The 20,111-nt window shown below is 63.8% G+C and carries 17 protein-coding genes and 1 pseudogene; 8 read left to right on the top strand and 10 right to left on the bottom strand.

The features are described 5' to 3' along the window. Positions 1-6 precede the first annotated feature (6 nt). The 4 genes from JQ575_RS15730 to JQ575_RS15715 all read left to right on the top strand — a co-directional run bounded on the left by JQ575_RS15730 (position 7) and on the right by JQ575_RS15715 (position 4,499). Complete coding sequence (locus JQ575_RS15730; protein WP_212034144.1) at positions 7-1,740, top strand: AMP-binding protein; 1,734 nt, start codon at positions 7-9, stop codon at positions 1,738-1,740. 3 nt (positions 1,741-1,743) lie between these two features. Further along, positions 1,744-2,223, top strand: a complete 480-nt coding sequence (locus JQ575_RS15725; RefSeq protein WP_212034143.1) for a MaoC family dehydratase — start codon at positions 1,744-1,746, stop codon at positions 2,221-2,223. Positions 2,224-2,349: 126 nt separating this feature from the next. Further along, positions 2,350-3,267 (top strand): SDR family NAD(P)-dependent oxidoreductase, encoded by a 918-nt coding sequence (locus tag JQ575_RS15720; RefSeq protein WP_212034142.1) that lies wholly within the window; start codon positions 2,350-2,352, stop codon positions 3,265-3,267. A gap of 2 nt (positions 3,268-3,269) precedes the next feature. Beyond that, on the top strand, positions 3,270-4,499 hold the full coding sequence (locus JQ575_RS15715) for a TIGR03862 family flavoprotein (protein WP_212034141.1): 1,230 nt from the start codon (positions 3,270-3,272) through the stop codon (positions 4,497-4,499). A gap of 82 nt (positions 4,500-4,581) precedes the next feature. Here JQ575_RS15715 and JQ575_RS15710 read toward each other — a convergent pair whose 3' ends face one another. The 3 genes from JQ575_RS15710 to JQ575_RS15700 form a co-directional block, all read right to left on the bottom strand. Then, on the bottom strand, positions 4,582-5,661 hold the full coding sequence (locus tag JQ575_RS15710) for a D-TA family PLP-dependent enzyme (RefSeq protein WP_212034140.1): 1,080 nt from the start codon (positions 5,659-5,661) through the stop codon (positions 4,582-4,584). A gap of 99 nt (positions 5,662-5,760) precedes the next feature. Continuing rightward, the gene (locus JQ575_RS15705; RefSeq protein ID WP_212034139.1) at positions 5,761-7,572 is read right to left on the bottom strand and encodes an ABC-F family ATP-binding cassette domain-containing protein; all 1,812 of its coding nucleotides are present in this window, start codon (positions 7,570-7,572) and stop codon (positions 5,761-5,763) included. A gap of 8 nt (positions 7,573-7,580) precedes the next feature. Beyond that, on the bottom strand, positions 7,581-8,066 hold the full coding sequence (locus JQ575_RS15700) for a YaiI/YqxD family protein (RefSeq protein WP_212034138.1): 486 nt from the start codon (positions 8,064-8,066) through the stop codon (positions 7,581-7,583). A gap of 175 nt (positions 8,067-8,241) precedes the next feature. On the opposite strand from JQ575_RS15700, the gene JQ575_RS15695 reads away from it, so the two are divergent. Then, the gene (locus JQ575_RS15695) at positions 8,242-9,042 is read left to right on the top strand and encodes a hypothetical protein (protein WP_212034137.1); all 801 of its coding nucleotides are present in this window, start codon (positions 8,242-8,244) and stop codon (positions 9,040-9,042) included. A gap of 2 nt (positions 9,043-9,044) precedes the next feature. After that, positions 9,045-9,653: a 2-hydroxychromene-2-carboxylate isomerase gene (locus JQ575_RS15690; RefSeq protein ID WP_212034136.1), complete on the top strand. Its 609-nt coding sequence runs from the start codon at positions 9,045-9,047 to the stop codon at positions 9,651-9,653. A 162-nt stretch (positions 9,654-9,815) separates the two neighbouring features. Here JQ575_RS15690 and JQ575_RS15685 read toward each other — a convergent pair whose 3' ends face one another. Both JQ575_RS15685 and JQ575_RS15680 read right to left on the bottom strand, forming a co-directional pair. Beyond that, positions 9,816-11,204, bottom strand: coding sequence for an FAD-binding oxidoreductase (locus JQ575_RS15685; protein ID WP_212034135.1), 1,389 nt, complete (start codon positions 11,202-11,204; stop codon positions 9,816-9,818). A gap of 1 nt (position 11,205) precedes the next feature. Then, positions 11,206-13,581 carry a xanthine dehydrogenase family protein molybdopterin-binding subunit gene (locus JQ575_RS15680; RefSeq protein WP_212034134.1) on the bottom strand — a complete coding sequence of 792 codons (2,376 nt, stop codon included), beginning with the start codon at positions 13,579-13,581 and terminating at the stop codon, positions 11,206-11,208. Between the two features lie 196 nt (positions 13,582-13,777). Between JQ575_RS15680 and JQ575_RS15675 the strand changes: the two genes are divergently transcribed. Both JQ575_RS15675 and JQ575_RS15670 read left to right on the top strand, forming a co-directional pair. Then, on the top strand, positions 13,778-14,821 hold the full coding sequence (locus tag JQ575_RS15675; protein ID WP_212034133.1) for a Ppx/GppA phosphatase family protein: 1,044 nt from the start codon (positions 13,778-13,780) through the stop codon (positions 14,819-14,821). A 94-nt stretch (positions 14,822-14,915) separates the two neighbouring features. Then, a complete protein-coding gene (locus tag JQ575_RS15670) occupies positions 14,916-15,608 on the top strand; it encodes an RlmE family RNA methyltransferase (RefSeq protein ID WP_212034132.1) in 693 nt (230 codons plus the stop codon). A 68-nt stretch (positions 15,609-15,676) separates the two neighbouring features. Here JQ575_RS15670 and JQ575_RS15665 read toward each other — a convergent pair whose 3' ends face one another. From JQ575_RS15665 to JQ575_RS15645, 5 genes and pseudogenes are all read right to left on the bottom strand, one after another. Then, positions 15,677-15,838: a hypothetical protein gene (locus tag JQ575_RS15665; protein ID WP_212034131.1), complete on the bottom strand. Its 162-nt coding sequence runs from the start codon at positions 15,836-15,838 to the stop codon at positions 15,677-15,679. Positions 15,839-16,049: 211 nt separating this feature from the next. Then, positions 16,050-17,672: pseudogene (locus JQ575_RS15660) on the bottom strand (ABC transporter substrate-binding protein). 244 nt (positions 17,673-17,916) lie between these two features. Beyond that, positions 17,917-18,093 (bottom strand): hypothetical protein, encoded by a 177-nt coding sequence (locus JQ575_RS15655; protein WP_212034130.1) that lies wholly within the window; start codon positions 18,091-18,093, stop codon positions 17,917-17,919. Between the two features lie 115 nt (positions 18,094-18,208). Beyond that, positions 18,209-18,517 carry a hypothetical protein gene (locus tag JQ575_RS15650; RefSeq protein ID WP_212034129.1) on the bottom strand — a complete coding sequence of 103 codons (309 nt, stop codon included), beginning with the start codon at positions 18,515-18,517 and terminating at the stop codon, positions 18,209-18,211. Between the two features lie 83 nt (positions 18,518-18,600). After that, entirely contained in the window at positions 18,601-20,076 is a 1,476-nt protein-coding gene (locus tag JQ575_RS15645; protein ID WP_212034128.1) for a DHA2 family efflux MFS transporter permease subunit, read from the bottom strand. Positions 20,077-20,111 lie beyond the last annotated feature (35 nt).

The following is a 20,111-nucleotide window of genomic DNA, read 5'->3' as shown; positions in this document are numbered from 1 at the left end:
GAGCCGATGACGAGTTTCCAGGAAGCGCGCGCCTTTCTGCTCAAGCACCGCACCGACTACGACACCGCGGTAAAAGGGTTCCGCTGGCCGGACCCGGTTCCGTTCAACTGGGCGCTGGACTGGTTCGACGCCGAACTGGCTCGCAATGCCGACAGCAAGGACCGTGCGGCGCTGTGGATCGTCGATGCCGGCAGCGACAAGGAGACAAAGCTTTCCTTTGCCGCGCTGTCGCGCCGCTCCAACCAGGTCGCCAATTTCCTGCGCGCGCAGGGCCTGAAGCGCGGCGACCATTTGCTGCTGCTGCTCGGCAATGTCGTGCCGCTGTGGGAGACCATGCTGGCGGCGATGAAGCTCGGCGTCGTCGTGATTCCCGCGACCACGCTTCTGACCCCCGATGAATTGCGCGACCGGCTCGACCGCGGCCGGGCCAAGGTGGTGGTGGCCTCGCAGGATCAGGTCGCGAAGTTCGCGAGCCTTGGCGCCGAGAGCCTGGTGCGCATCGTGGTCGGCGCGACATCGAAGCACGAAGGCTGGTTGCCGTTCGAGCAGGCGGCCGGCGCTTCCGAAACATTCGCCGCCGATGGTCCGACCAACGCCGACGACCCGATGCTGCTCTATTTCACCTCTGGCACCACAGCAAAACCAAAGCTGGTGCGGCACAGCCAGCGCAGCTATCCCGTCGGCGCGTTATCGACGATGTTCTGGCTCGGGCTGCAGCCGGGCGATGTGCATCTCAACATTTCCTCGCCGGGCTGGGCCAAGCATGCCTGGAGCTGCTTGTTCGCGCCCTGGAATGCCGGGGCCACCGTGTTCGTGGTCAACCAGCCGCGCTTCGATGCCAAGGCGCTGCTCGCCACCATCGGCCGTTGCGGCGTGACGACCCTCTGCGCGCCGCCGACGGTATGGCGGCTGTTCATCCAGGAGAAGCTTGCGGACTTCAAGGTCTCGTTGCGCGAGGTCTGCGGCGCCGGAGAGCCGCTCAATCCCGAAGTGATCGATCAGGTCCGCACCGCCTGGGGCCTGACCATCCGTGACGGCTATGGCCAGACCGAAACCACGGCGCTCGCCGGCAATTCGCCGGGCCAGACCGTCAAAGTCGGATCGATGGGCCGGCCGTTGCCCGGTTACCGCGTGCAGATCACCGACAATGATGGGCACGCCACCAAGGAAGGCGAGGTGACGCTGGTGCTCGGCGCGGACCGTCCGGCCGGCCTGATGCAGGGCTATCAGGGCGAAGACGGCAAACTGAGCGGCGCCGATGGCGACCTCTATCGCAGCGGCGACGTGGTGTTCGCCGATGACGAGGGGTATCTGACCTTCGTCGGCCGCTCCGACGATGTGTTCAAATCCTCTGACTACCGCATCAGCCCGTTCGAGCTGGAAAGCGTGCTGTTGGAGCATGAATCGGTCGCGGAGGCCGCCGTCGTTCCCAGTCCCGATCCGATCCGGCTCGCAATCCCGAAAGCCTATGTGCTGCTGGTCGCGGGCGTGGAGCGCTCGCCGGAGACCGCACTCTCGATCTTCAGCCACCTGCACACCCGCCTTGCGCCGTTCAAGCGCATCCGGCGCATTGAGCTGGTGACCGAATTGCCGAAGACGATTTCAGGCAAGATCCGCCGTGTGCAATTGCGCCGGCTGGAGCATGACGACAACCGCGCCGATGCGCTGCGCGGGACGGAATTCCGCGAAGAACAATTTCCGGACCTGCAGAAGGTGCGGACCGCCGGATTGGAGACCTGAGTAATGAATGAAGTGTGGAAGAAACCACCGGTCTCGTTTGACGCCTACCAGGCCATGGTCGGCAAGGAGATCGGCGTCTCGTCCTGGCACCTGGTCGATCAGGCCAGGATCAACCTCTATGCCGACGTGATCGAGGACCACCAGTTCATCCACGTCGATCCCGAGCGCGCCAAGAAGGAAACCGCTTACGGCACCACCGTGGCGCACGGCTTTCTGACGATGTCGCTGCTGTCGATCATGTCCTATGAGGTGATGCCGGTCATCGAAGGCACCACGATGGGCGTCAACTACGGGTTCGATCGGCTGCGCTTCATGTCGCCGGTGCGCGCGGGCTCCCGCGTCCGCGGGCGTTTTACGCTGCTGGAGGCGACGTTGCGCAAGCCGAAGGAGTTGCAGTCGCGCACCAATGTCACCGTCGAGATCGAGGGCGAACCAAAGCCCGCTTTGGTCGCCAACTGGCTCGGCTTGATCTATTTCGCTTAGTACCTCCGTCGTCATGGCCGGGCTTGTCCCGGCCATCCACGTCTTGCTATGCAGCACCGAACAAGACGTGGATGCCCGGCACAAGGCCGGGCATGACGAGAAAACCCACATCCAGGAATCTTACGCATGACAATCAGGTTTGACGGACGCGTCGCTATCGTCACCGGCGCGGGCAATGGTCTGGGACGGGCGCATGCGCTGGGGCTGGCCAGCCGCGGCGCCAAGGTGGTGGTCAATGATTTCGGCGGCGCGCGCGACGGCACCGGTGGCTCGCTGACCCCGGCCGAGACTGTGGTTGAGGAAATCCGCAAAGTCGGCGGCACCGCGATGGCCGACGGCGCTGACGTGTCGAATTTCGAACAGGTCACCGCAATGGTCGAGCGCGCCACCAAGGAGTGGGGCAGCGTCGATCTGCTGTGCGCCAATGCCGGCATCCTGCGCGACAAGTCGTTCACCAAAATGGAAGTCGCTGATTTCGCAAAAGTGCTGGATGTCCATCTCACCGGCACCTTCTACTGCTGCAAGGCGGTGTGGGCCGGCATGCGCGAGCGCAATTACGGCCGCATCGTCGTCACCACTTCCTCATCCGGCCTGTTCGGCAATTTCGGCCAGGCCAATTACGGCGCGGCCAAAGCCGGGATGATCGGCCTGATGAACGTGCTGGCCGAGGAGGGCCGCAAGAACAACATCCGCGTCAACACCATCTCGCCGACCGCGGCGACCCGCATGACCGAGGAACTGCTGCCGCCGCAGGCGCTGGCGCTGATGCGTCCCGAAGCGATCACGCCGGCGGTGGAATTTTTGCTTAGCGAGGACGCGCCGACCCGCACCATCATGGGCGCCGGTGCCGGCTCGTTCGCGGTGATCAATGTCGTCGAGACCGAAGGCATCAATCTGGCCCAGTCCGACTGGACGCCGGACGCCATCGCGGCGAACTTTGCCGCGATCGGCGACATGTCGACGGCGAAGGCGCTGCAGGGCGCGTTCGAACAGACGCAGAAATATGTCGCTCAGGCCGCGGCGAGAGCGGGGATCAAGCTCTGACGATGGCTGTCGCCGTCATCGGCGCCGGTCCCGCCGGCCTGATGGCCGCCGAAATGCTCGCGCAAGGCGGCGCTGCCGTCACCGTCTATGACGCGATGCCGTCCGCCGGCCGCAAGCTGCTGATGGCCGGGCGGGGCGGGCTCAACCTGACGCACGGCGAACCGTTGCCCGCGTTCATGGCGCGATACGCCGAAGCAATGCCGGACCTGAAGGCGGCCATCGAAGCCTTTCCGCCAGAGGCGCTGCGCGACTGGAGCGAGGCACTGGGGCAGCCGACCTTCGTCGGTTCCAGCGGCCGGGTTTTCCCAAAGGCGTTCAAGGCGTCACCGCTGCTGCGGGCATGGCTGCGGCGGCTGGATTCGCAGGGTGTGAAACTCGCGCTACGCCATCGCTGGACCGGTTGGAGCGAAGACGGCCGCCCCCAGTTTCAAACGCCCGACGGCCAACGCGCGATTGACGCCAGCGCGACGGTGCTGGCGCTCGGTGGTGCCAGTTGGCCGCGGCTTGGCTCTGATGGGACGTGGGTGGAAACGCTCGCCGCCAGGGGGGTGACGGCATCAAAGCTTCGTCCCGCCAATTCCGGCTTTACCGTCGCCTGGTCCGACATTTTCCGCGATCGTTTCGGGGGTCAGCCGCTCAAAGGCGTGGCGTTGACGTTTGGCGCACACAGCGTTCGCGGTGAGGCCATCATCACCCGCACGGGCATCGAAGGTGGCGCGATCTATGCGCTGTCGGCGGATTTGCGCGAGGCCATCCTCGCCGAAGGGCAGGCGACGCTGCACGTCGCGCTGCGGCCCGATCTGGCGATCGAGGAATTGACCGCGCGGCTCTCGGCGCCAAAGGGCAAACAATCCCAGTCGAACTTCCTGCGCAAGGCCGCGCATCTCTCGCCGGTCGCGATTGGATTGCTGCAGGAGGCGGCGAAGACGTCCGGCGTCTCGTTGTCGTCGTTATCACCGGCGGATCTTGCACGGCTGATCAATGCCGTGCCGATCGAGCTCTCCGGCACAGCACCAATTGCGCGCGCGATCTCGACTGCGGGCGGTATCGCCTTCGATGAACTCGACGCCGACTTGATGATCCGCCGTTTGCCCGGCGTATTCGCGGCCGGTGAAATGCTGGATTGGGAAGCGCCGACCGGCGGCTACCTGCTGCAGGCGTCGTTTGCAACGGGGGCAGCGGCGGGCAGGGGTGTGTTGAAGTGGCTCGATCGTACGATGGGTGGAGCGTAAGCGAAACCCATCACATCACGTCATCGGGATAGAGGATGGGTTTCGCTCCGCTCTACCCATCCTACGGACTGCTGACCGGCAACTACCGCAGCTTCCCCCGCGCCGCCACCGGCAGCGTCCCAAGAATCTCCTCGCCGCGCACCATCACCACTTCGTCCATCATGTTGACGACGACGCAGACGTGGTTGGGCACGATGCGTACGACGTCGCCGACGTTCGGGCGTGTATTGCTGCGGGTAAGGTCGAGAAAGCCATGCTCTTCGGCAAAACGCGCGATCTTGGCCTCGGGATGCTCGATGATCAGGCCGTGGCCTTCGAGCCCGCCGGTGTCGGACGTCAGTGTCTTGGAGCCGGCATCGAGAATGCCGCGATCCGGGCCGGCGCGGCTGACGACCGTCGAATAGATGTTGAGCGCGCAATCGTCCCAGCCGGCGACGCCGGCGGCGACCTGCATGCGGTCGTTGTAGATGTAGGTGCCGGGCCGATGCTCGGTGGCGCCCTTGAGTTTGCCGACGTTCTTCATGTTCGGCGAGCCGCCGGTCGAGACCATCGTCGCGTCGAGGCCAAGCGCGCGCACGCCGGCCAGCGCCTCGTCAAAGAACTTCTGCGCTTCCGCCCAGCCGGTTTCTGTCGGGTACAGCATGAAGCCGGCGAATTTCAGCCCTTTTGACGCTGCGATCTCGCGCGCGAGCGCAATGGCTTCGGCAGGCGTCTCGACGCCGGCGCGCTTGCGCCCGGTATCGCATTCGACCACCACCGAGAGCGGCCTGCCGGATGCAGCGGCCGCCTGCGGCAACCCTGCGACCACGACGGAATTGTCGCACGCTACCGTCATATGAGCCTTGCCTTGCAGCGCGCCGAGCCGGGCCATCTTCTCCTCGCCGATCAGATTGTAGCTGATCAGGATGTCGTCGATGCCGGCGTCGGCCATCACTTCGGCTTCACCGAGCTTCTGGCAGGTGATGCCCTTGGCGCCGGCCTTGATCTGCATGGTCGCGAGCAGCGGGCTCTTGTGGGTCTTGATATGAGGCCGGTTGGCGACGCCTGCGGCATCGCAAGCCGCCTGGATCCGCGCGATGTTGCGCTCGACCCGGTCCATGTCGATCACGGCGGCGGGTGTGCCGTATTCACGGGCGATCTTGGCGGCGAGGGGTGTGGTCATGGGAGTCCTCTTTCGTAGGATGGGTAGAGCGAAGCGAAACCCATCAAACACTATCCATTGGGCATGATGGGTTTCGCTGCGCTCTACCCATCCTACGCATCAAGCCTGCTCAATTTCTTCCCGAAGCACTTCAAGTTCCAGCCACTTGTCCTCGGCTTCCTGCAATTCCTTCTGCGCCTTTGTAAGCGCATCGGAGGCGGAATCAAACTTCTTGCGGTTCTTCTTGTAGAGATCGGTATCGTCAAGGATGCGCTGCTGCTTGGCAATCTCGGCTTGCAGCTTTGCCATGGTCTTGGGCAGCGTTTCCAGCGCGTGCTTTTCGTTGAAGTTCAGGCGTCGTTTCGGTCCGGCCTGGGGCGATCCAGCGGCGACCCTTGCTTCCCGCTTTTCGTCGGCGGCTTTCACTGCCTCACGTTTCAGATCCGCGCCGCGCTGCGCCAGCATGTCGGTGTAGCCGCCGGCATATTCGATCCAGTTTCCGTCGCCTTCGGGCGCGATCACCGAGGTCACGACGCGATCGAGGAAATCGCGGTCATGGCTGATCAGGATCACGGTGCCTTCGTAATCACCGAGCATTTCCTCGAGCACGTCGAGGGTTTCGAGGTCGAGATCGTTGGTCGGCTCGTCCAGCACCAGCAAGTTGGATGCCTTGGCCAGCGAGCGCGCCAGCATCAGCCGCCCGCGTTCGCCGCCGGACAGCACCTCCAGCGGCGTGCGCATCTGCTCCTGCGCGAACAAGAAGTCCTTCATGTAGCTGACGACATGCTTCGGCTTGCCGCCGATCATGACGTGGTCGCTGCCGCCCCCGGTCAGGGCATCGGCCAGCGTCGATTTGGGGTCTAGGCTTTCGCGGTGCTGGTCCAGCGTCGCCATCTCGATATTGGCGCCGAGCCGGATCGTGCCGCTGTCGGGCTGGCTGCCGCCGGTCAGCATGTCAATGAGCGTGGTCTTGCCGGCGCCGTTGGGCCCGACGATGCCGATGCGGTCGCCGCGTTGCACCCGGATCGAGAAGCCCTCGACGATCTTGCGGTCGCCAAAGGATTTGCCGATGTTCTTGGCCTCGATCACCAGCTTGCCCGACTTGTCCGCTTCGGCGGCGGCGAGGCTGGCATTGCCGGTGGCGCCGCGATAGGTCCGCCGCTGGTCGCGCAGCGCATGCAGATTGCCGAGCCGCTTGACGTTGCGCTTGCGGCGGCCGGAAACGCCGTAGCGCAGCCAGTGCTCTTCATTGACGATCTTGCGGTCGAGCTTGTGCTGGTCGCGCTCTTCCTCGGCCAGCACTTCGTCGCGCCAGGCCTCGAATGCGGAAAAGCCGCGGTCGATCTGCTTGATCTGGCCGCGGTCGAGCCAGGCGGTGGAGCGCGACAGGTTCGAGAGGAAGCGGCGGTCATGGCTGATGATCACGAGCGCACAGCGGCGGCTCTCCAGCTCGCCTTCCAGCCATTCGATGGTGGTCAGATCGAGATGGTTGGTCGGCTCGTCCAGCAGCAGAATGTCGGGGGCGGGCGCCAGCACCCGCGCCAGCGCGGCACGGCGGGCTTCGCCGCCCGAGACATGGGCGGGATCTTCATCGCCGCTCAAGCCCAGTTGCTCGATGAGATAGCGCGCCTGATAATGGTCGTCGCCCGGATTGAGGCCGGCCTCAACATAGGCCAGCGTCGTCTTGTGCGTGCCGAAATCAGGCTCCTGCGGCAGATAGCGGATGGTGGCGCCGGGCTGCACGAAGCGGCTGCCGCTGTCGGGCTCGACGAGCCCTGCGGCGATCTTCAGCAGCGTCGATTTGCCGGAACCGTTGCGGCCAATCAGGCACACGCGCTCGGCCGTCGACACCGATAGCTCCACGCCCGACAACAGCGGCGTGCCGCCAAAGGTCAGCGCGATATCTTTCAACTGGATCAGCGGCGGCGGCATCGTTCAGCTCAATTCTGGTTCGGCGCAGGCGGCAAAGCCCGCTGACGCTGGATGCGCCGGATGGTCTGGTCGAGCGCGGAGAGGAACGCCGAGCGGTCGCGCGGCGCAAAGGATCTCGGGCCGCCCGTCACTTCACCTGATGAGCGCAGGTCGGTCATCAAATTGCGTACCGCGAGCGTCATGCCGATCGATTGTTCGGTGAACGGCTTGCCGTTCGGTGCCAGCACCTCGGCGCCGGCCTTCACGCAACGGCTCGCCAGCGGAATATCGGAGGTGATGACGATATCGCCTTTGCCGGCGCGTTCCGCGATCCAGTCGTCGGCGGCATCCATCCCGGCGCCGGCGGCGATCCGCTCGATCAGCGGATCCTGCGGCACGCGGATGAAATTGCCCGCGACCACGCTGACGGGCAGGCCGTGCCGGCTCGCGACCTTATAGATCTCGTCCTTGACCGGGCAGGCGTCGGCGTCGACATAGATGCGGGGTGGATTCAAGTCAGGCACTTCAGTCGGTATATTGGGGGTGGATTCGGTCTCGTCGTCTCGTCCGCGCGTGGTACTCCATGGGGCGGAAAAATGCGAGGAAAACAGGCCGGGGAACACGCTTGCCACGGCACTTTCTTTGCGTACGATAACGCCCGGAAACAACAAGAAAATAGAGGAAATGGGCATGACAAGCCGGATCGGGCCGTATCGCGTCTCGGCCTATAACACTTCGAAGCATTCCGAGAACAAGATGCACGATGACACGGTGGCGAAGCGCTATGGTTTTAGCGGCGGTCTGGTGCCCGGTGTCGATGTCATGGCCTACATGATGCACCTGCCGGTCGCAAAATGGGGCCGGGCCTTTCTCGAGCGTGGCCTGATCGAAACCCGCTTCGTCAAGCCGGTCTATGACGGCGAGCAGGCCGATGTCATGGGCGAGGAAAGCAACGGCGTGCTTGAGATCGAGGTCGAGAGCCGGGGAGATGTTTGTGCCACCGGCACGGCGTCGCTGCCGGCGGCAGCGCCATCATTCTCCCTTTCCGCCTTTGTCGACGTTGCGGCGGTGGGCGAGCGCAAGCCGGTCGATGCGTCGTCCTATGCACTGGGGAAATGGCTGGGCGCGGCGCCGCGCACCTGGGCGACGGACGCGGCAAAACAATATCTGGCGGATATTCGCGAAACCGATGCGATCTACGCGCAGGAAGGACTCGGCCACCCCGGCCTGCTGCCGCGGGTGATGAACATGGTGCTGGTCGACAACGCCATCATGGGTCCATGGATTCATGTCGGCACAAGGATGCAGCTGCTGTCCGCGGCCCGCATCGGCGATGAATTGACCGCGCGCGCCAAAGTGATCGGCAATTACGACAAGAAGGGGCACCGTTTCGTCGAACTCGACGCGCTGGTGGTCGCCAACGGCAAGACGCCGCTGGCGCATTGCCACCACACCGCGATCTACCGGCCGCGCGAACAGGTGGCGGCGTAATCATGGCCATCACCATCGACTACTATCTGTCGCTGAACTCGCCCTGGACCTATATGGGCAGCGGCCCGTTCGCCGAGATTGCGCGGCGCTATGGCGCTGAAGTCAACGTCAAGCCTGCCAAATTCGGCCCGATTTTCGAGCAGACCGGCGGGCTGCCGCTGCCAAAGCGCTCGCCGCAGCGGCAGGCTTACCGGCTGATGGAGCTCAGGCGCTGGCGCGAGGTGCGGGGACTTCCGCTCAATGTCGAGCCGAAGTTCTTTCCCAGCGATGATACGGCGGCGACGCGCCTCGTGATCGCAGCCAAGCTGCAGGGCAAGGACGCCCATAAATTGTCCCTGGAGCTGGCGCGCGCCATCTGGGAGCGCGAGGAATCGTTTGCGGACCCCGCGGTGATGGCATCATCAGCGCAACGCGCCGGCCTCGACGCCGCCGCGCTGCGGGCCGGCGGCCCATCGGATGCGGAACTCGATGCGCTCTATGAGAAATATACGCAGGATGCCCTGAAGGCGGGCGTGTTCGGCGCGCCCAGTTACGTCTTGCCCTCGGGCGAGATCTTCTGGGGCCAGGACCGCCTGGAGCTCCTGGAGCGCGCTTTGAAGCTCGCCGCCTGATTTTTTTCACCTCGCCCCGCTTGCGGGGAGAGGTCGGATTGCATCACAGATGCAATCCGGGTGAGGGGGTACAGGTCCATCAATTCGCACCAACTGCGTGGAAGCAGCCCCTCACCCCAACCCTCTCCCCGCAAGAGCGGGGCGAGGGGGAAGGCAAGATATTCACATCTCGAAGACGCGACCGGGATTGAGGATGTGATGCGGATCAAGCGCGCGCTTCAAAGTGCGCATGGTCTCGATCTCCTCCGCGGTGCGGCTGAGCTTGAGATAGGGCCGCCTGGAGATGCCGATGCCGTGCTCGGCCGAGATCGAACCGCCGAACTCGCTGGTGAGGCCGAACACCAGCTTCTTCATCTCCTCATGCTTGTCAGCCGGAGGCGAGTATTTTGTGTTGACGTGCAGGTTGCCGTCGCCGACATGCCCGAGCACGATGGTGTAGGCGTCCTTGTCGACCGCCTTGATCGCCTTTGCGACGGCTTCCGTGAACGGTTCCATCTGGTCGATGGCGAGGCTGATGTCGAAGCCGACGGTGGGCGCGGTCGCCCGGCTGAGTTCGACGCTGGAATCGCGAACCCGCCAGATGGAGGCTGTAGAAGCACCTGAATTGGCAATGATCGCATCGAGGATGATGCCTTCACCCAGCGCCTCTTCGAGCAGACTTTCAACGTCGGCGCGGAGTCGCTCGGCATTGCTGCCCGAGGATTCCATCAGCAAATAGAAGGGATGGGTGGCCGGCAGTGGCGCGGCGACGCCTCGCACCAGCTGCGTCACAAGGCGGTAATAGCTGTTCCACATCACCTCGAACGCGGTCAGTTCGCCGCCAAGCCGCTTGCGCGCCAGGTCGAGCATCGCCCGCACCTTGTCGAAGCTCGGCAGCGCGCACAGCACCACCTGCTGTTCGGCCGGAGCCGGGAAAATCCGCAATGCCGCGCGCGTCACCACGCCGAGCGTGCCTTCGGTGCCGATGAACAATTGCTTGAGGTCGGTGCCGGTGTTGTTCTTGATGTATTTGCGCACGCCCTTGAGCACGGTGCCGTCAGCGAGCACCGCTTCGAGCCCGAGCACGAGATCGCGCGTCATGCCATAGCGGATCACCCGATTGCCGCCGGCATTGGTCGAAATGTTGCCGCCGATCGTGCAGCTGCCGCGGGCGCCGAGATCGAGCGGGTACATGAAGCCGTCCTGCGCGACGCGCTCGTGCACGCGCTGCAGCGGCACGGCGGCCTGGGCGATGACGACCCCGCCGCCGGTATCGACCTCCTCGATCGCGTTCATGCGCTCCATCGACAGCACGATCTCGCCGGCCATCGGCATGGTGGCGCCGACGAGTCCGGTCATGCCGCCCTGGGTCGTGACCGCTACGCGCGCGCGGTGACAGATCGCCAGGAATCGCGAGACGTCCTCGGTTGAGCGCGGCCGCATCACCGCGAGTGGCGGGGGGACGGGGATGCCGGCTATATCGGTGTAATAGCGCGCATCGATATCGGCGCCGGTCAGGACCGTTGTGGCGTCGAACGCTGCGCGGAGTTCACCGATGATGGCTGGTTGCATCCTATGCCGCCTTCCTCGCCTTGGCCTCCTGGATCGCACGCCAGACGCGTTCCGATGTCAATGGCATATCGATCTGCGAAATGCCGTACTCCGACAGCGCATCGATGACAGCATTGACGATGCAGGCGAGGCTGCCGGCGCAGCCGGCTTCGCCGCAGCCCTTGGTGCCCAAAGGATTGGTTTTGGCGGGCGAGGGGTGATCGGCGGTTGCCATCAGCGGGATGTCGCCGGCGCGCGGCATCGCATAATCCATGAACGAGCCGGTGATCGGCTGGCCGCTGGAATCGTAGCTCACTTCCTCCATCAGCGCCTGGCCGATGCCTTGCGCGACGCCGCCATGCAGCTGGCCGTCGACGATCATCGGATTGACGATGGTGCCGAAGTCGCTGATCCCGGTGTAGCGCACGATTTGCGTAACCCCGGTGTCGGGATCGATCTCGACTTCGGCGACGTGGCAGCCATTGGGGAAGGTCGACGGCGTGTCCTTGGTGGCGTGGTCGACGTCGAGCGTATCGGGCACGCCCTCCGGCACCTTGCCGTCGCGCAGGCGCTGCGCCAGCTCCATGATGCCGATCGAGCGGTCGGTGCCGGCGATGGTGAAGCGGCCATTGCCGAATTCGATGTCGCCCTCGCTGGCTTCCATCAGATGCGCCGCCGCCTGCTTGCCCTTGGCGACCACGAGCGCCGCGGCTTCGACGATGGCCTGGCCGGTCGCGGTGATCGAGCGCGAGCCGCCGGTGCCGTTGCCGAAGCGCACGAGATCGCTGTCGCCCTGCTCGAGCGTGATCTTTTCGAAGGGAACGCCGAGCTCGGCGGACAGCACCTGCGCGAACGGCGTGGCGTGGCCCTGGCCGTAATCGAGCGTGCCTGTGGTGAGCTTCACCGAACCATTAGGCTCGAAATTGATCTTGCCGAGTTCACCGCTCGGCGGCGCCGTGACTTCGAGATAGGAGCCGACCGCGATACCGCGCAGTTTTCCCTGCTTCCTGCTTTCCTTTTTGCGTTTCGCAAAATTGGCGTGGTCGGACAATTCCAGCGCTTTGGCGAACACGCCCTGGAAATCGCCGCTGTCATAGGTGACGCCGGACGCCGCCGGGAACGGCAGTTGCGCCGGCTTGATGAAATTGCGCTTGCGCAGGGTGAGCCGGTTGATGCCCATCTCATCGGCGGCGCGGTCGATCAGCCGCTCCATGTAGTAATTGGCCTCGGGCCGGCCGGCGCCGCGATAGGCGCCCATCAGCGTGGTGTTGGTCAGCACCGTCTTGATGTCGACACCGAGCAGCGGCGTGCGATAGACGCTTGCAAGGTTCTTGGCGGTGTTGAGCGACAGCGGGCCCGGCGCCACGCCGGTGATGTAGGCGCCGAGATTGCCGTAGCCTTTCAGACGCACGGCGAGAAATTTACCCTCGGCATCCAGCGCCAGTTCGCAATGCATGGTCTGCGCGCGGCCGTGGCTGTCGGACAGGAAGCTGGTCGAGCGCTCGTCGGTCCACTTCACCGGACGGCCCAGCACCTTCGAGGCATGCGCGATGCAGGTGTATTCCGGATAGTTCATGTTCTTCATGCCGAACGAGCCGCCGACATTGGCGGTCAGGATGCGAACCTTGTCGTTCGGCACGTTCAGGATTTTTGCAAACGTGACCTTGTTGCCGGAAACGCCCTGCGTCGGCACCTGGATAGTGAAGCGCTCGCTGGCCTTGTCGTAGGAAGCCAGCGCCACGCGCGGCTCCATCGACACCACGGCGACACGGGTGTTGACGATATCGAGCTTCGTCACATGCGCGGCGCCGGCGAACGCCGCATCGATCTTCGCGGCATCGCCATAGTGATAGTCGAGCGCTGTGTTGTTGGGGATGTGATCGTAGAGCTGCGGCGCGCCGGGCTTTGCGGCTTCCTCGGCACTGGTCACCGCGGGCAGCGGCTCGATATCGAGCTCGACGGCTTCCGCCGCATCGCGCGCCTGCGCCAGCGTTTCGGCGACGACATAGGCCACGGGATCGCCGACGAAGCGCACCTTGTCGGTCGCCAAGGCCATGCGGTTGGTCTGCAGCAGCGGCGAGCCGTCGCGGCTCTTCAGCGGCAGGCCGCAGGTGAAGGGGTTGTAGCCGGCGGCCACCAGGTCCTGGCCGGTCCAGGCGCCGAGCACGCCCGGCATGGTTCGCGCGGCCTTGATATCGATGCCGCGGATGATTCCATGGGCATGGCTGGAGCGCACGATCCAGGCATAGGCCTGGCCCGGCAGGCTGAAATCATCGGTGTATTTACCCTTGCCGCGGACCAGCGTGTCGTCTTCCTTGCGCCGGACCGGCTGCCCGACGCCGTATTTTTGCACTGCGATAGCGTTTTCCAGCGACGACGGCGACGTGTGATCTTGCATCGAAAAATACCTGAAATGCTTGGATTTCCGCGACTTTCGCGGGCTCGGAACCAAATAACGCACCGATCCCCCAGCGACAACGCCTGTTTGGGCATGGTCCTATGTGATGGGATGTTGCGTAGGCCCTTGGCGCTGCTAAAGTTTCCGTGAACGCTCATTCTTCGGCGGCAGCATATGCCGCGGAAAGACAGTTTTGATGAACGAGGATACGCGGCTTGCCGATGGCCTTGCGGCCCGCGCAAGCCCGTCAGGGTCTGCTGTGGCAGGGGCGGAAGGCGGCGTCTACGCCGCACTCGACCTTGGCACCAACAACTGCCGGCTCCTGATCGCCTGTCCGGCCGGCGACGGCTTCCGCGTGGTCGATTCGTTCTCCCGGATCATCCGGCTGGGCGAGGGCATCTCCTCGACCGGTTCCATCAGCGAGGCGGCGATCGACCGTGCGATTGCGGCCTTGAGTATCTGCAGCGACAAGATCCGCTACCGCAAGGCCCGGCGCCTGAGGTTGATCGCAACCGAAGCCTGCCGCGCCGCGGCCAATGCCGAGAGCTTTCGCGAGAGGGTGGCAAAAGACACCGGCATCCGGCTCGAGGTGATCGATCGCGAGACCGAGGCGACGCTCGCGGTGATCGGCTGCTCGCCGCTGCTCGACCCCAAAGGACGGGGTGCCATCCTGTTCGATATCGGCGGCGGATCGACCGAACTGGTCCGGATCGAGCGCGATCCAGCGGAAGAAAACGCCGTACCGCGGATCAAGGCCTGGATGTCGATCCCGCTCGGCGTCGGCACCATTGCCGAGCATTTCGGCGGCAAGGACGTTACGCCCGAATCCTATGCGCGGATGGTCGCCGAGGTCGCGCAGTATGTGGCGCCGTTTGCGGCCGAGCACGGCGGTGATCTGCGTGACATGCATCTGCTCGGCACGTCGGGCACCGTGACGACGCTGGCCGGCGTGTTTCTCAACCTGCAGCGCTACGACCGGCGCCGCATCGACGGCATCTGGATGAACAATTCCGACGTCACCTCGGTGATCCAGCGGCTGCTCGGCATGAGCTATCAGGAGCGCGCCAACAACAATTGCATCAGCATCGAGCGCGCCGATCTGGTGCTGGCCGGTTGCGCCATCCTCGACGCGATCCGCGACGCGTTCCCGCTGCCGCGGCTGCGCGTCGCCGACCGCGGCCTGCGCGAGGGCATGCTGGTCGAAATGATGCGGGAGGACGGCGCGCTAAGGTCCTGTTGACGTCATTCCGGGGCGATGCGAAGCATCGAACCCGGAAGCTCGAGATTCCGGGTCTGGTCCTTCGGACCATCCCGGAATGACGACGAGGACAGATATGGCGAAAGACACCACCGGCCGGTTGCACGTCACGGTCAAGTCTGGTGGCAAGCGCAAGCTGTCATCAAAGCTCTGGCTGGAACGGCAGCTCAACGATCCCTATGTGGCGCAGGCCAAAAAGGACGGATGGCGCTCGCGCGCGGCCTACAAGCTGATCGAGATCGACGACAAGCATCGCTTCCTGAAGTCAGGCATCTCCGTGGTCGATCTGGGCGCGGCCCCCGGCGGCTGGAGCCAGGTCGCGGCCAAACGCATCGGGGCGGCCAACGGCAAGGGCAAGGTGGTCGCGATCGATCTGCTCGAGATGCCGGAAGTGCCGGGCGTCACCTTCGCGCAGCTCGATTTCCTTAGCGACGATGCACCGGAAAAACTGCTGGCGATGATGGGCGGCCGCGCCGACGTGGTGCTATCAGACATGGCCGCCAACACCACGGGCCATCGCAAGACCGATCAGCTCCGCATCATCGGGCTGGTCGAAACCGCGGCGGCGTTCGCCACCGAGGTGCTCAATCCCGGCGGCACCTTCGTCGCAAAAGTGTTTCAGAGCGGCGCCGAAGGCGAACTGCTGGCGCAGCTCAAGCGCGATTTTGCCACCGTCAAACACGTCAAGCCGGCCTCGAGCCGCCAGGACTCGTCCGAGCGCTACGTCCTGGCGATGGGCTTTCGCGGCGGAGCGAAGTCACAGCAATGACGAAAGACCTTCAAGTAAAAGAGGCCGCCCGACTGGGCGGCCTCTTGCCGGTCTGATGCCGCGAAGGATCAGAAACGGAACGGACCAAGCGGAATAAACGGAATCGGGAACGGAAACGGGTCGGTCGGGAAGGTCGGGCCGGTCCCGGTCGGAAGCCGCGGGCAAGTCTGCTTGATCATGCCGCCGGCAACCTTGTTCAGTTCATCGAGGCTCAGTTCATTCTTGTTCATGTCAGTCTCCTGTTGGTTTGGGATTGATCGTTACGCGATGGTGTTGTCCTTGGAGCGAGACCATTCCCGCCATCCGTGATCACAGGGATACGGCATGGGCCGGCCCGTTGCCGTGACCGACGTCACACAGCAAGACAGGGCTTATTTCGGCTTCGAAATGGGAGCGCTTGGCCAGCCACGCGAACCGGCGTCCACGTCGCTGGAAAACGCTCTAACCCTTGGTGAACTGCCTGAAGTCCGGCTCGCGGTGAAACCAGAATTCGTAGCCTCCGATGTTCTTTTGCATCGCGACGTCGTGGATCGGCTGGTTGAGCGGAATCACCGGAACGTCGCGCATGCACAGCGCAATGAACGCCTTCACGGTCGTTTCGTATTCCGCGGCATCGGTCGTAAAGCGGGCCTTGTCGATCAGCTTGTCCATCTCCTTGTTCTGGTACGAGGAGATGTTGAAGATCGAATTGTTGCCGTGGAAATTCCAGTAGAAGTAATATTCGGGATAATCGAGCCAGCCGCTGAAGCGATTGAGCGCAAGCGGCAGTTCCTTCTTGTTCAGCGTGGTCCGCCAGTTGGCCCCCGGGATCTTGTTGATGTCGGCCTTGATACCGATCTTGGCGAGGCTCTCCTGAATGAGCACGATGGTGGGCTCGCCGACCGTTGCCGTGCCAGTGTCGAGCGAGAGCGTCGTCTCGAACCCGGTCTCAAAACCGGCCTCTTTCATCAGCGCCCTGGCCTTGTCGAGGTCGGTGACATAGGGGAAGGGTTGTGGCCATATCGGCTTTGAGACCTCGGCGGGGCCGCCATACATCGGAACGGCGCGGCCGAAGAAGGCGCTGCTCTGGATCTGTTCGTAAGGCATCGCCCAGGCGAGCGCCTGGCGCAGTTTGACATTGTCGAACGGCGGCTTGGCGGTATTCAGCGCCAGTGACCAAAGCGCATTCGGGATCGGCACGCCGGAGACCTTGACCTTCCCGTCCTTGATGACCTGATCGAAATCGCGCGGGGCAAAGCCGCTCGACAGATCCGCATCGCCGCGTTCCAGCGTGGCCCGCCGCGTGCCGGGGGAAGGGATGTCGCGCATGATAATGCGTTTGATTTTCGGAAGCGGGCCGCTCTTCCAGTCGTCGAAGCGCGTCAGGATGGTCTCGGTGCCGGGCTTCCAGCTGTCAAGCTTGTAGGCGCCGCCGCCGGCCTAGTTGTTCTTCAGCCAGCTCAATGCCCAGGGATCTTCCGGCGTCGCATTCTTCTTCGCCAGTTGCGAGTTGATGATGAAGGGGACGACGACGGCGACGTTGAACAGCAGCAGCTTGTCCTTGCGGACATAGTCGATCCGGAAAGTGTGGTCGTCGACGACGACGAACTGTTCGGCTTTTTCCAGTGAGCCCGCCGACATCTGAAAGGTGGGAAAACCGCCGACCTTGACCGCGCGATCGAACGACCATTTGACGTCGCTGGCCGTGACCGGCGTGCCGTCGTGAAACTTTGCGTCCTTGCGCAGCTTGAAGGCGCAGGACATGCCGTCGGCCGCAACTTCCCAGCTCTCGGCCAGTTCGGGCGCGAGTTTTTCGCGGTCGTAGGACAGCGTCCCGTCGGGCAGCGTTTTCGGCGCGTAGGTCAGGAGCCGGTCGTAGCAATTCCAGGACAGCCCGTTGACGGTCTGGTTCGAACCGACGCCCTGCATATCGAGCGAATTGGGGCCGAGCTCCTGCACGACAAGCAATGTTTCCGAGCGGCCTTGCGCGGCGGCGTCCGAACCATGGAAAGCTGCAGCTGTCGCGCCGGCCAGGGTGGTCTGCAGAAAGTGCCGGCGGTTGAGTAAAAACGATGAATGCGACATGAGCAGCGACCCCTCTGCAGAACAATGATGCTCATTTTGCAGGCAAAGTCTGTGCCACAGGCGGTTGAGCGTTTCGGTGCGTTGCGCCAGTTTCGCCGGCGGCGCGGCTTGGCGTGTCCGCAGAAGGCGCCGGCCCATGCGCGGCGCGCGGCTCAGCTTCCAAAAACTCGCAATGACGGCCTCAGCGCCTTTCAAGCTTCGCGCCGAGGCCGTTAGAGTCAGAAACGCTATTCGCGCCAGCGTGTCAGCTGCAGTGCAACTGATCGCCCTTCACGGTCAGCGTACTGCCCGAGAGGACGCAGCTGGCCGCGAACCACAGCCGATGCAGATTCTCGTAAAGGGTGCGTTCACCACCGCTCACGAGTTCCAGATCGGTGTCGTCGAGACGATTGGTCGAAGCTTCCGTGTTGGCTTTGGTCATAGACATTCCCTCCTTGATTTCTGGCGAGCCCATCTCGCCAGGAGGGAAATTTTGCCAGCGCATCAATGGATCGCAGTGATAAAAATCACATACAACCGTATGTCACGACACGGCGCTATCGTCCCACGCCCGAACCCGGGGCAGGAGTTACCGGCGATCCGCTGGGGGAGGTATTGATTGCGGGATTTCCGGATGGATTCCGCGCGCTGTTCGCGCCGGCGGCGGCGCTGCCGGCATCGTTGCTCAAGCCGGTGGTGGAACTGCCTGTCGTCGTGCTGTTGACCGACGGTCCCTTCGTGGTGCCGCTCGTGGTCGATCCGCCGGTCTCGGTGCTGCCACCGGAGGAACCGGTGCCGGTTTGCGCGATAGCCAGTGTGCTCGCAAATGTCAGCGCTGCGGCCAATCCAATAGTTCCGAGTTTCATGGGGTTTTCCTTTCCAGGTACGAAAGGAAAAACGATTGCGCGCGGATATGTTCCGGTATCGGGATCAACTGGGCGTGACGGATCTATCCGAGCCGCTGATCGCGCGTGTCCTCGGGGCCTTCGCTGGCGGCTTTGGTCGCGGCCTTTTCTGCGCCCTTGCGGCTGGAAATCTCGACCGCCTTGCGGCCCGAGATCTCGTGGCCGGCATCGTCAGGCATCTGCCAGAAGAACCAGCCTGACACCGCCGAGATGATCGCGACCACGATGAAAGCCGGGCCGAACATGGTTGCATCCAGCTCAGTGGCGTGATGCCACAGCATGGTCGATTCCACGGAGAACGCGCCGACGGCGACGCCGGCCGACGTCGCCAGCTGCTGGTTGACGCTCACAAGCGTGGTGGCGCGGCTCATCTGCGCCGGTTCGACTTCGGCATAAGCGACGGTGTTGATCGCGGTGAATTGCAGCGAGCGGAAGAAGCCGCCGACAACCAGGATGAGGAAGATCAGCGTCAGCGGCGTCGACACCGTGAACAGGGCGCAGGCGGCGAGAAACACCGAGCTGATGATGGCGTTGACCGCCATCAAGTTGCGGAAGCCGAAGGTGCGGATGATGCGCGCGGCCAGCGTCTTCATGCCCATGGCGCCGACCGCGGAGGAGAACGTCACGAGGCCGGACTGGAACGGCGTCAGCCCAAAACCTTCCTGCATCAGCAGCGGCAGCAGGAACGGCAGCGCGCCGATCCCGAGCCGGAACAGGAAGCCGCCATAGATGCTGGCGCGCAGCGTCTGCAGCCGCAGCATGGAAAAGTCCAGCACCGGCGATTTCGTCTTCCGCGCGTGCATCACGTAAAGCGCCATCGAGATCGAGCCGACCGCGACGAGGCCCGCGATGACCGTCCAGTGCAGCAGACCGAGCCCGGCGACCGAAAGGCCGAACGCGATGCCGGCCAGACCAATGCCCGCCAGCACCAGCCCGTAGAGATCGAAACGTTCCGGATCTTCGCTGCGGATCGGATCGATATATTTCATCGCGAGGAAGATGCCGAGCAGCCCAATCGGGATGTTGATCAGGAAGATCCAGTGCCAGGAGAAATAGGTGGTGATGAAGCCGCCGAGCGGCGGCCCGATCACCGGGCCGATCAGCGCCGGCACCGTCACCCAGGTCATCGCCTGCACCAGCCCGCTCTTGTCGATCGAACGCAGCAGCACCAGTCGCCCGACCGGCGTCATCATCGCGCCGCCGAGGCCCTGCAGGATGCGCGCGATCACGAAATGGGTCACGTTCTGCGACAATGCGCAGCCGATCGATCCCAGCATGAACACCCCGATCGCGATCGCGAACACCATCCGTGCGCCGAAACGGTCGGCGGTCCAGCCGCTGGCAGGAATGAACACCGCGAGCGAGAGGAGGTAGGACGTGATCGCCAGTTTCAGCGTCAGCGGACTAGTGCCGATATCAGCCGCGATCGCCGGCAGCGACGTCGCAATGACCGTCGCGTCCACGTTTTCCATAAACAGGGCGGTGGCCACGATGAGCGGGATTATGCGCTGTTTGTCCATGGAATCAGGGCGCGAGGGTCGGAGGCGGGGTGAAT

The organism is Bradyrhizobium sp. JYMT SZCCT0428, from assembly GCF_018131075.1.
Lineage (GTDB): Bacteria > Pseudomonadota > Alphaproteobacteria > Rhizobiales > Xanthobacteraceae > Bradyrhizobium.
The sequence above is the reverse complement of the archived record's forward strand: the minus strand, read 5'-3'. Positions and strand labels throughout refer to the sequence as shown.

Coding starts and splice junctions, on each gene's coding strand:
- JQ575_RS15730 (WP_212034144.1), top strand. CDS start 7: ATGACGAGTTTCCAGGAAGCGCGCGCCTTTCTGCTCAAGCACCGCACC.
- JQ575_RS15725 (WP_212034143.1), top strand. CDS start 1,744: ATGAATGAAGTGTGGAAGAAACCACCGGTCTCGTTTGACGCCTACCAG.
- JQ575_RS15720 (WP_212034142.1), top strand. CDS start 2,350: ATGACAATCAGGTTTGACGGACGCGTCGCTATCGTCACCGGCGCGGGC.
- JQ575_RS15715 (WP_212034141.1), top strand. CDS start 3,270: ATGGCTGTCGCCGTCATCGGCGCCGGTCCCGCCGGCCTGATGGCCGCC.
- JQ575_RS15710 (WP_212034140.1), bottom strand. CDS start 5,661: ATGACCACACCCCTCGCCGCCAAGATCGCCCGTGAATACGGCACACCC.
- JQ575_RS15705 (WP_212034139.1), bottom strand. CDS start 7,572: ATGCCGCCGCCGCTGATCCAGTTGAAAGATATCGCGCTGACCTTTGGC.
- JQ575_RS15695 (WP_212034137.1), top strand. CDS start 8,242: ATGACAAGCCGGATCGGGCCGTATCGCGTCTCGGCCTATAACACTTCG.
- JQ575_RS15690 (WP_212034136.1), top strand. CDS start 9,045: ATGGCCATCACCATCGACTACTATCTGTCGCTGAACTCGCCCTGGACC.
- JQ575_RS15685 (WP_212034135.1), bottom strand. CDS start 11,204: ATGCAACCAGCCATCATCGGTGAACTCCGCGCAGCGTTCGACGCCACA.
- JQ575_RS15680 (WP_212034134.1), bottom strand. CDS start 13,581: ATGCAAGATCACACGTCGCCGTCGTCGCTGGAAAACGCTATCGCAGTG.
- JQ575_RS15675 (WP_212034133.1), top strand. CDS start 13,778: ATGAACGAGGATACGCGGCTTGCCGATGGCCTTGCGGCCCGCGCAAGC.
- JQ575_RS15670 (WP_212034132.1), top strand. CDS start 14,916: ATGGCGAAAGACACCACCGGCCGGTTGCACGTCACGGTCAAGTCTGGT.
- JQ575_RS15665 (WP_212034131.1), bottom strand. CDS start 15,838: ATGAACAAGAATGAACTGAGCCTCGATGAACTGAACAAGGTTGCCGGC.
- JQ575_RS15655 (WP_212034130.1), bottom strand. CDS start 18,093: ATGACCAAAGCCAACACGGAAGCTTCGACCAATCGTCTCGACGACACC.
- JQ575_RS15650 (WP_212034129.1), bottom strand. CDS start 18,517: ATGAAACTCGGAACTATTGGATTGGCCGCAGCGCTGACATTTGCGAGC.
- JQ575_RS15645 (WP_212034128.1), bottom strand. CDS start 20,076: ATGGACAAACAGCGCATAATCCCGCTCATCGTGGCCACCGCCCTGTTT.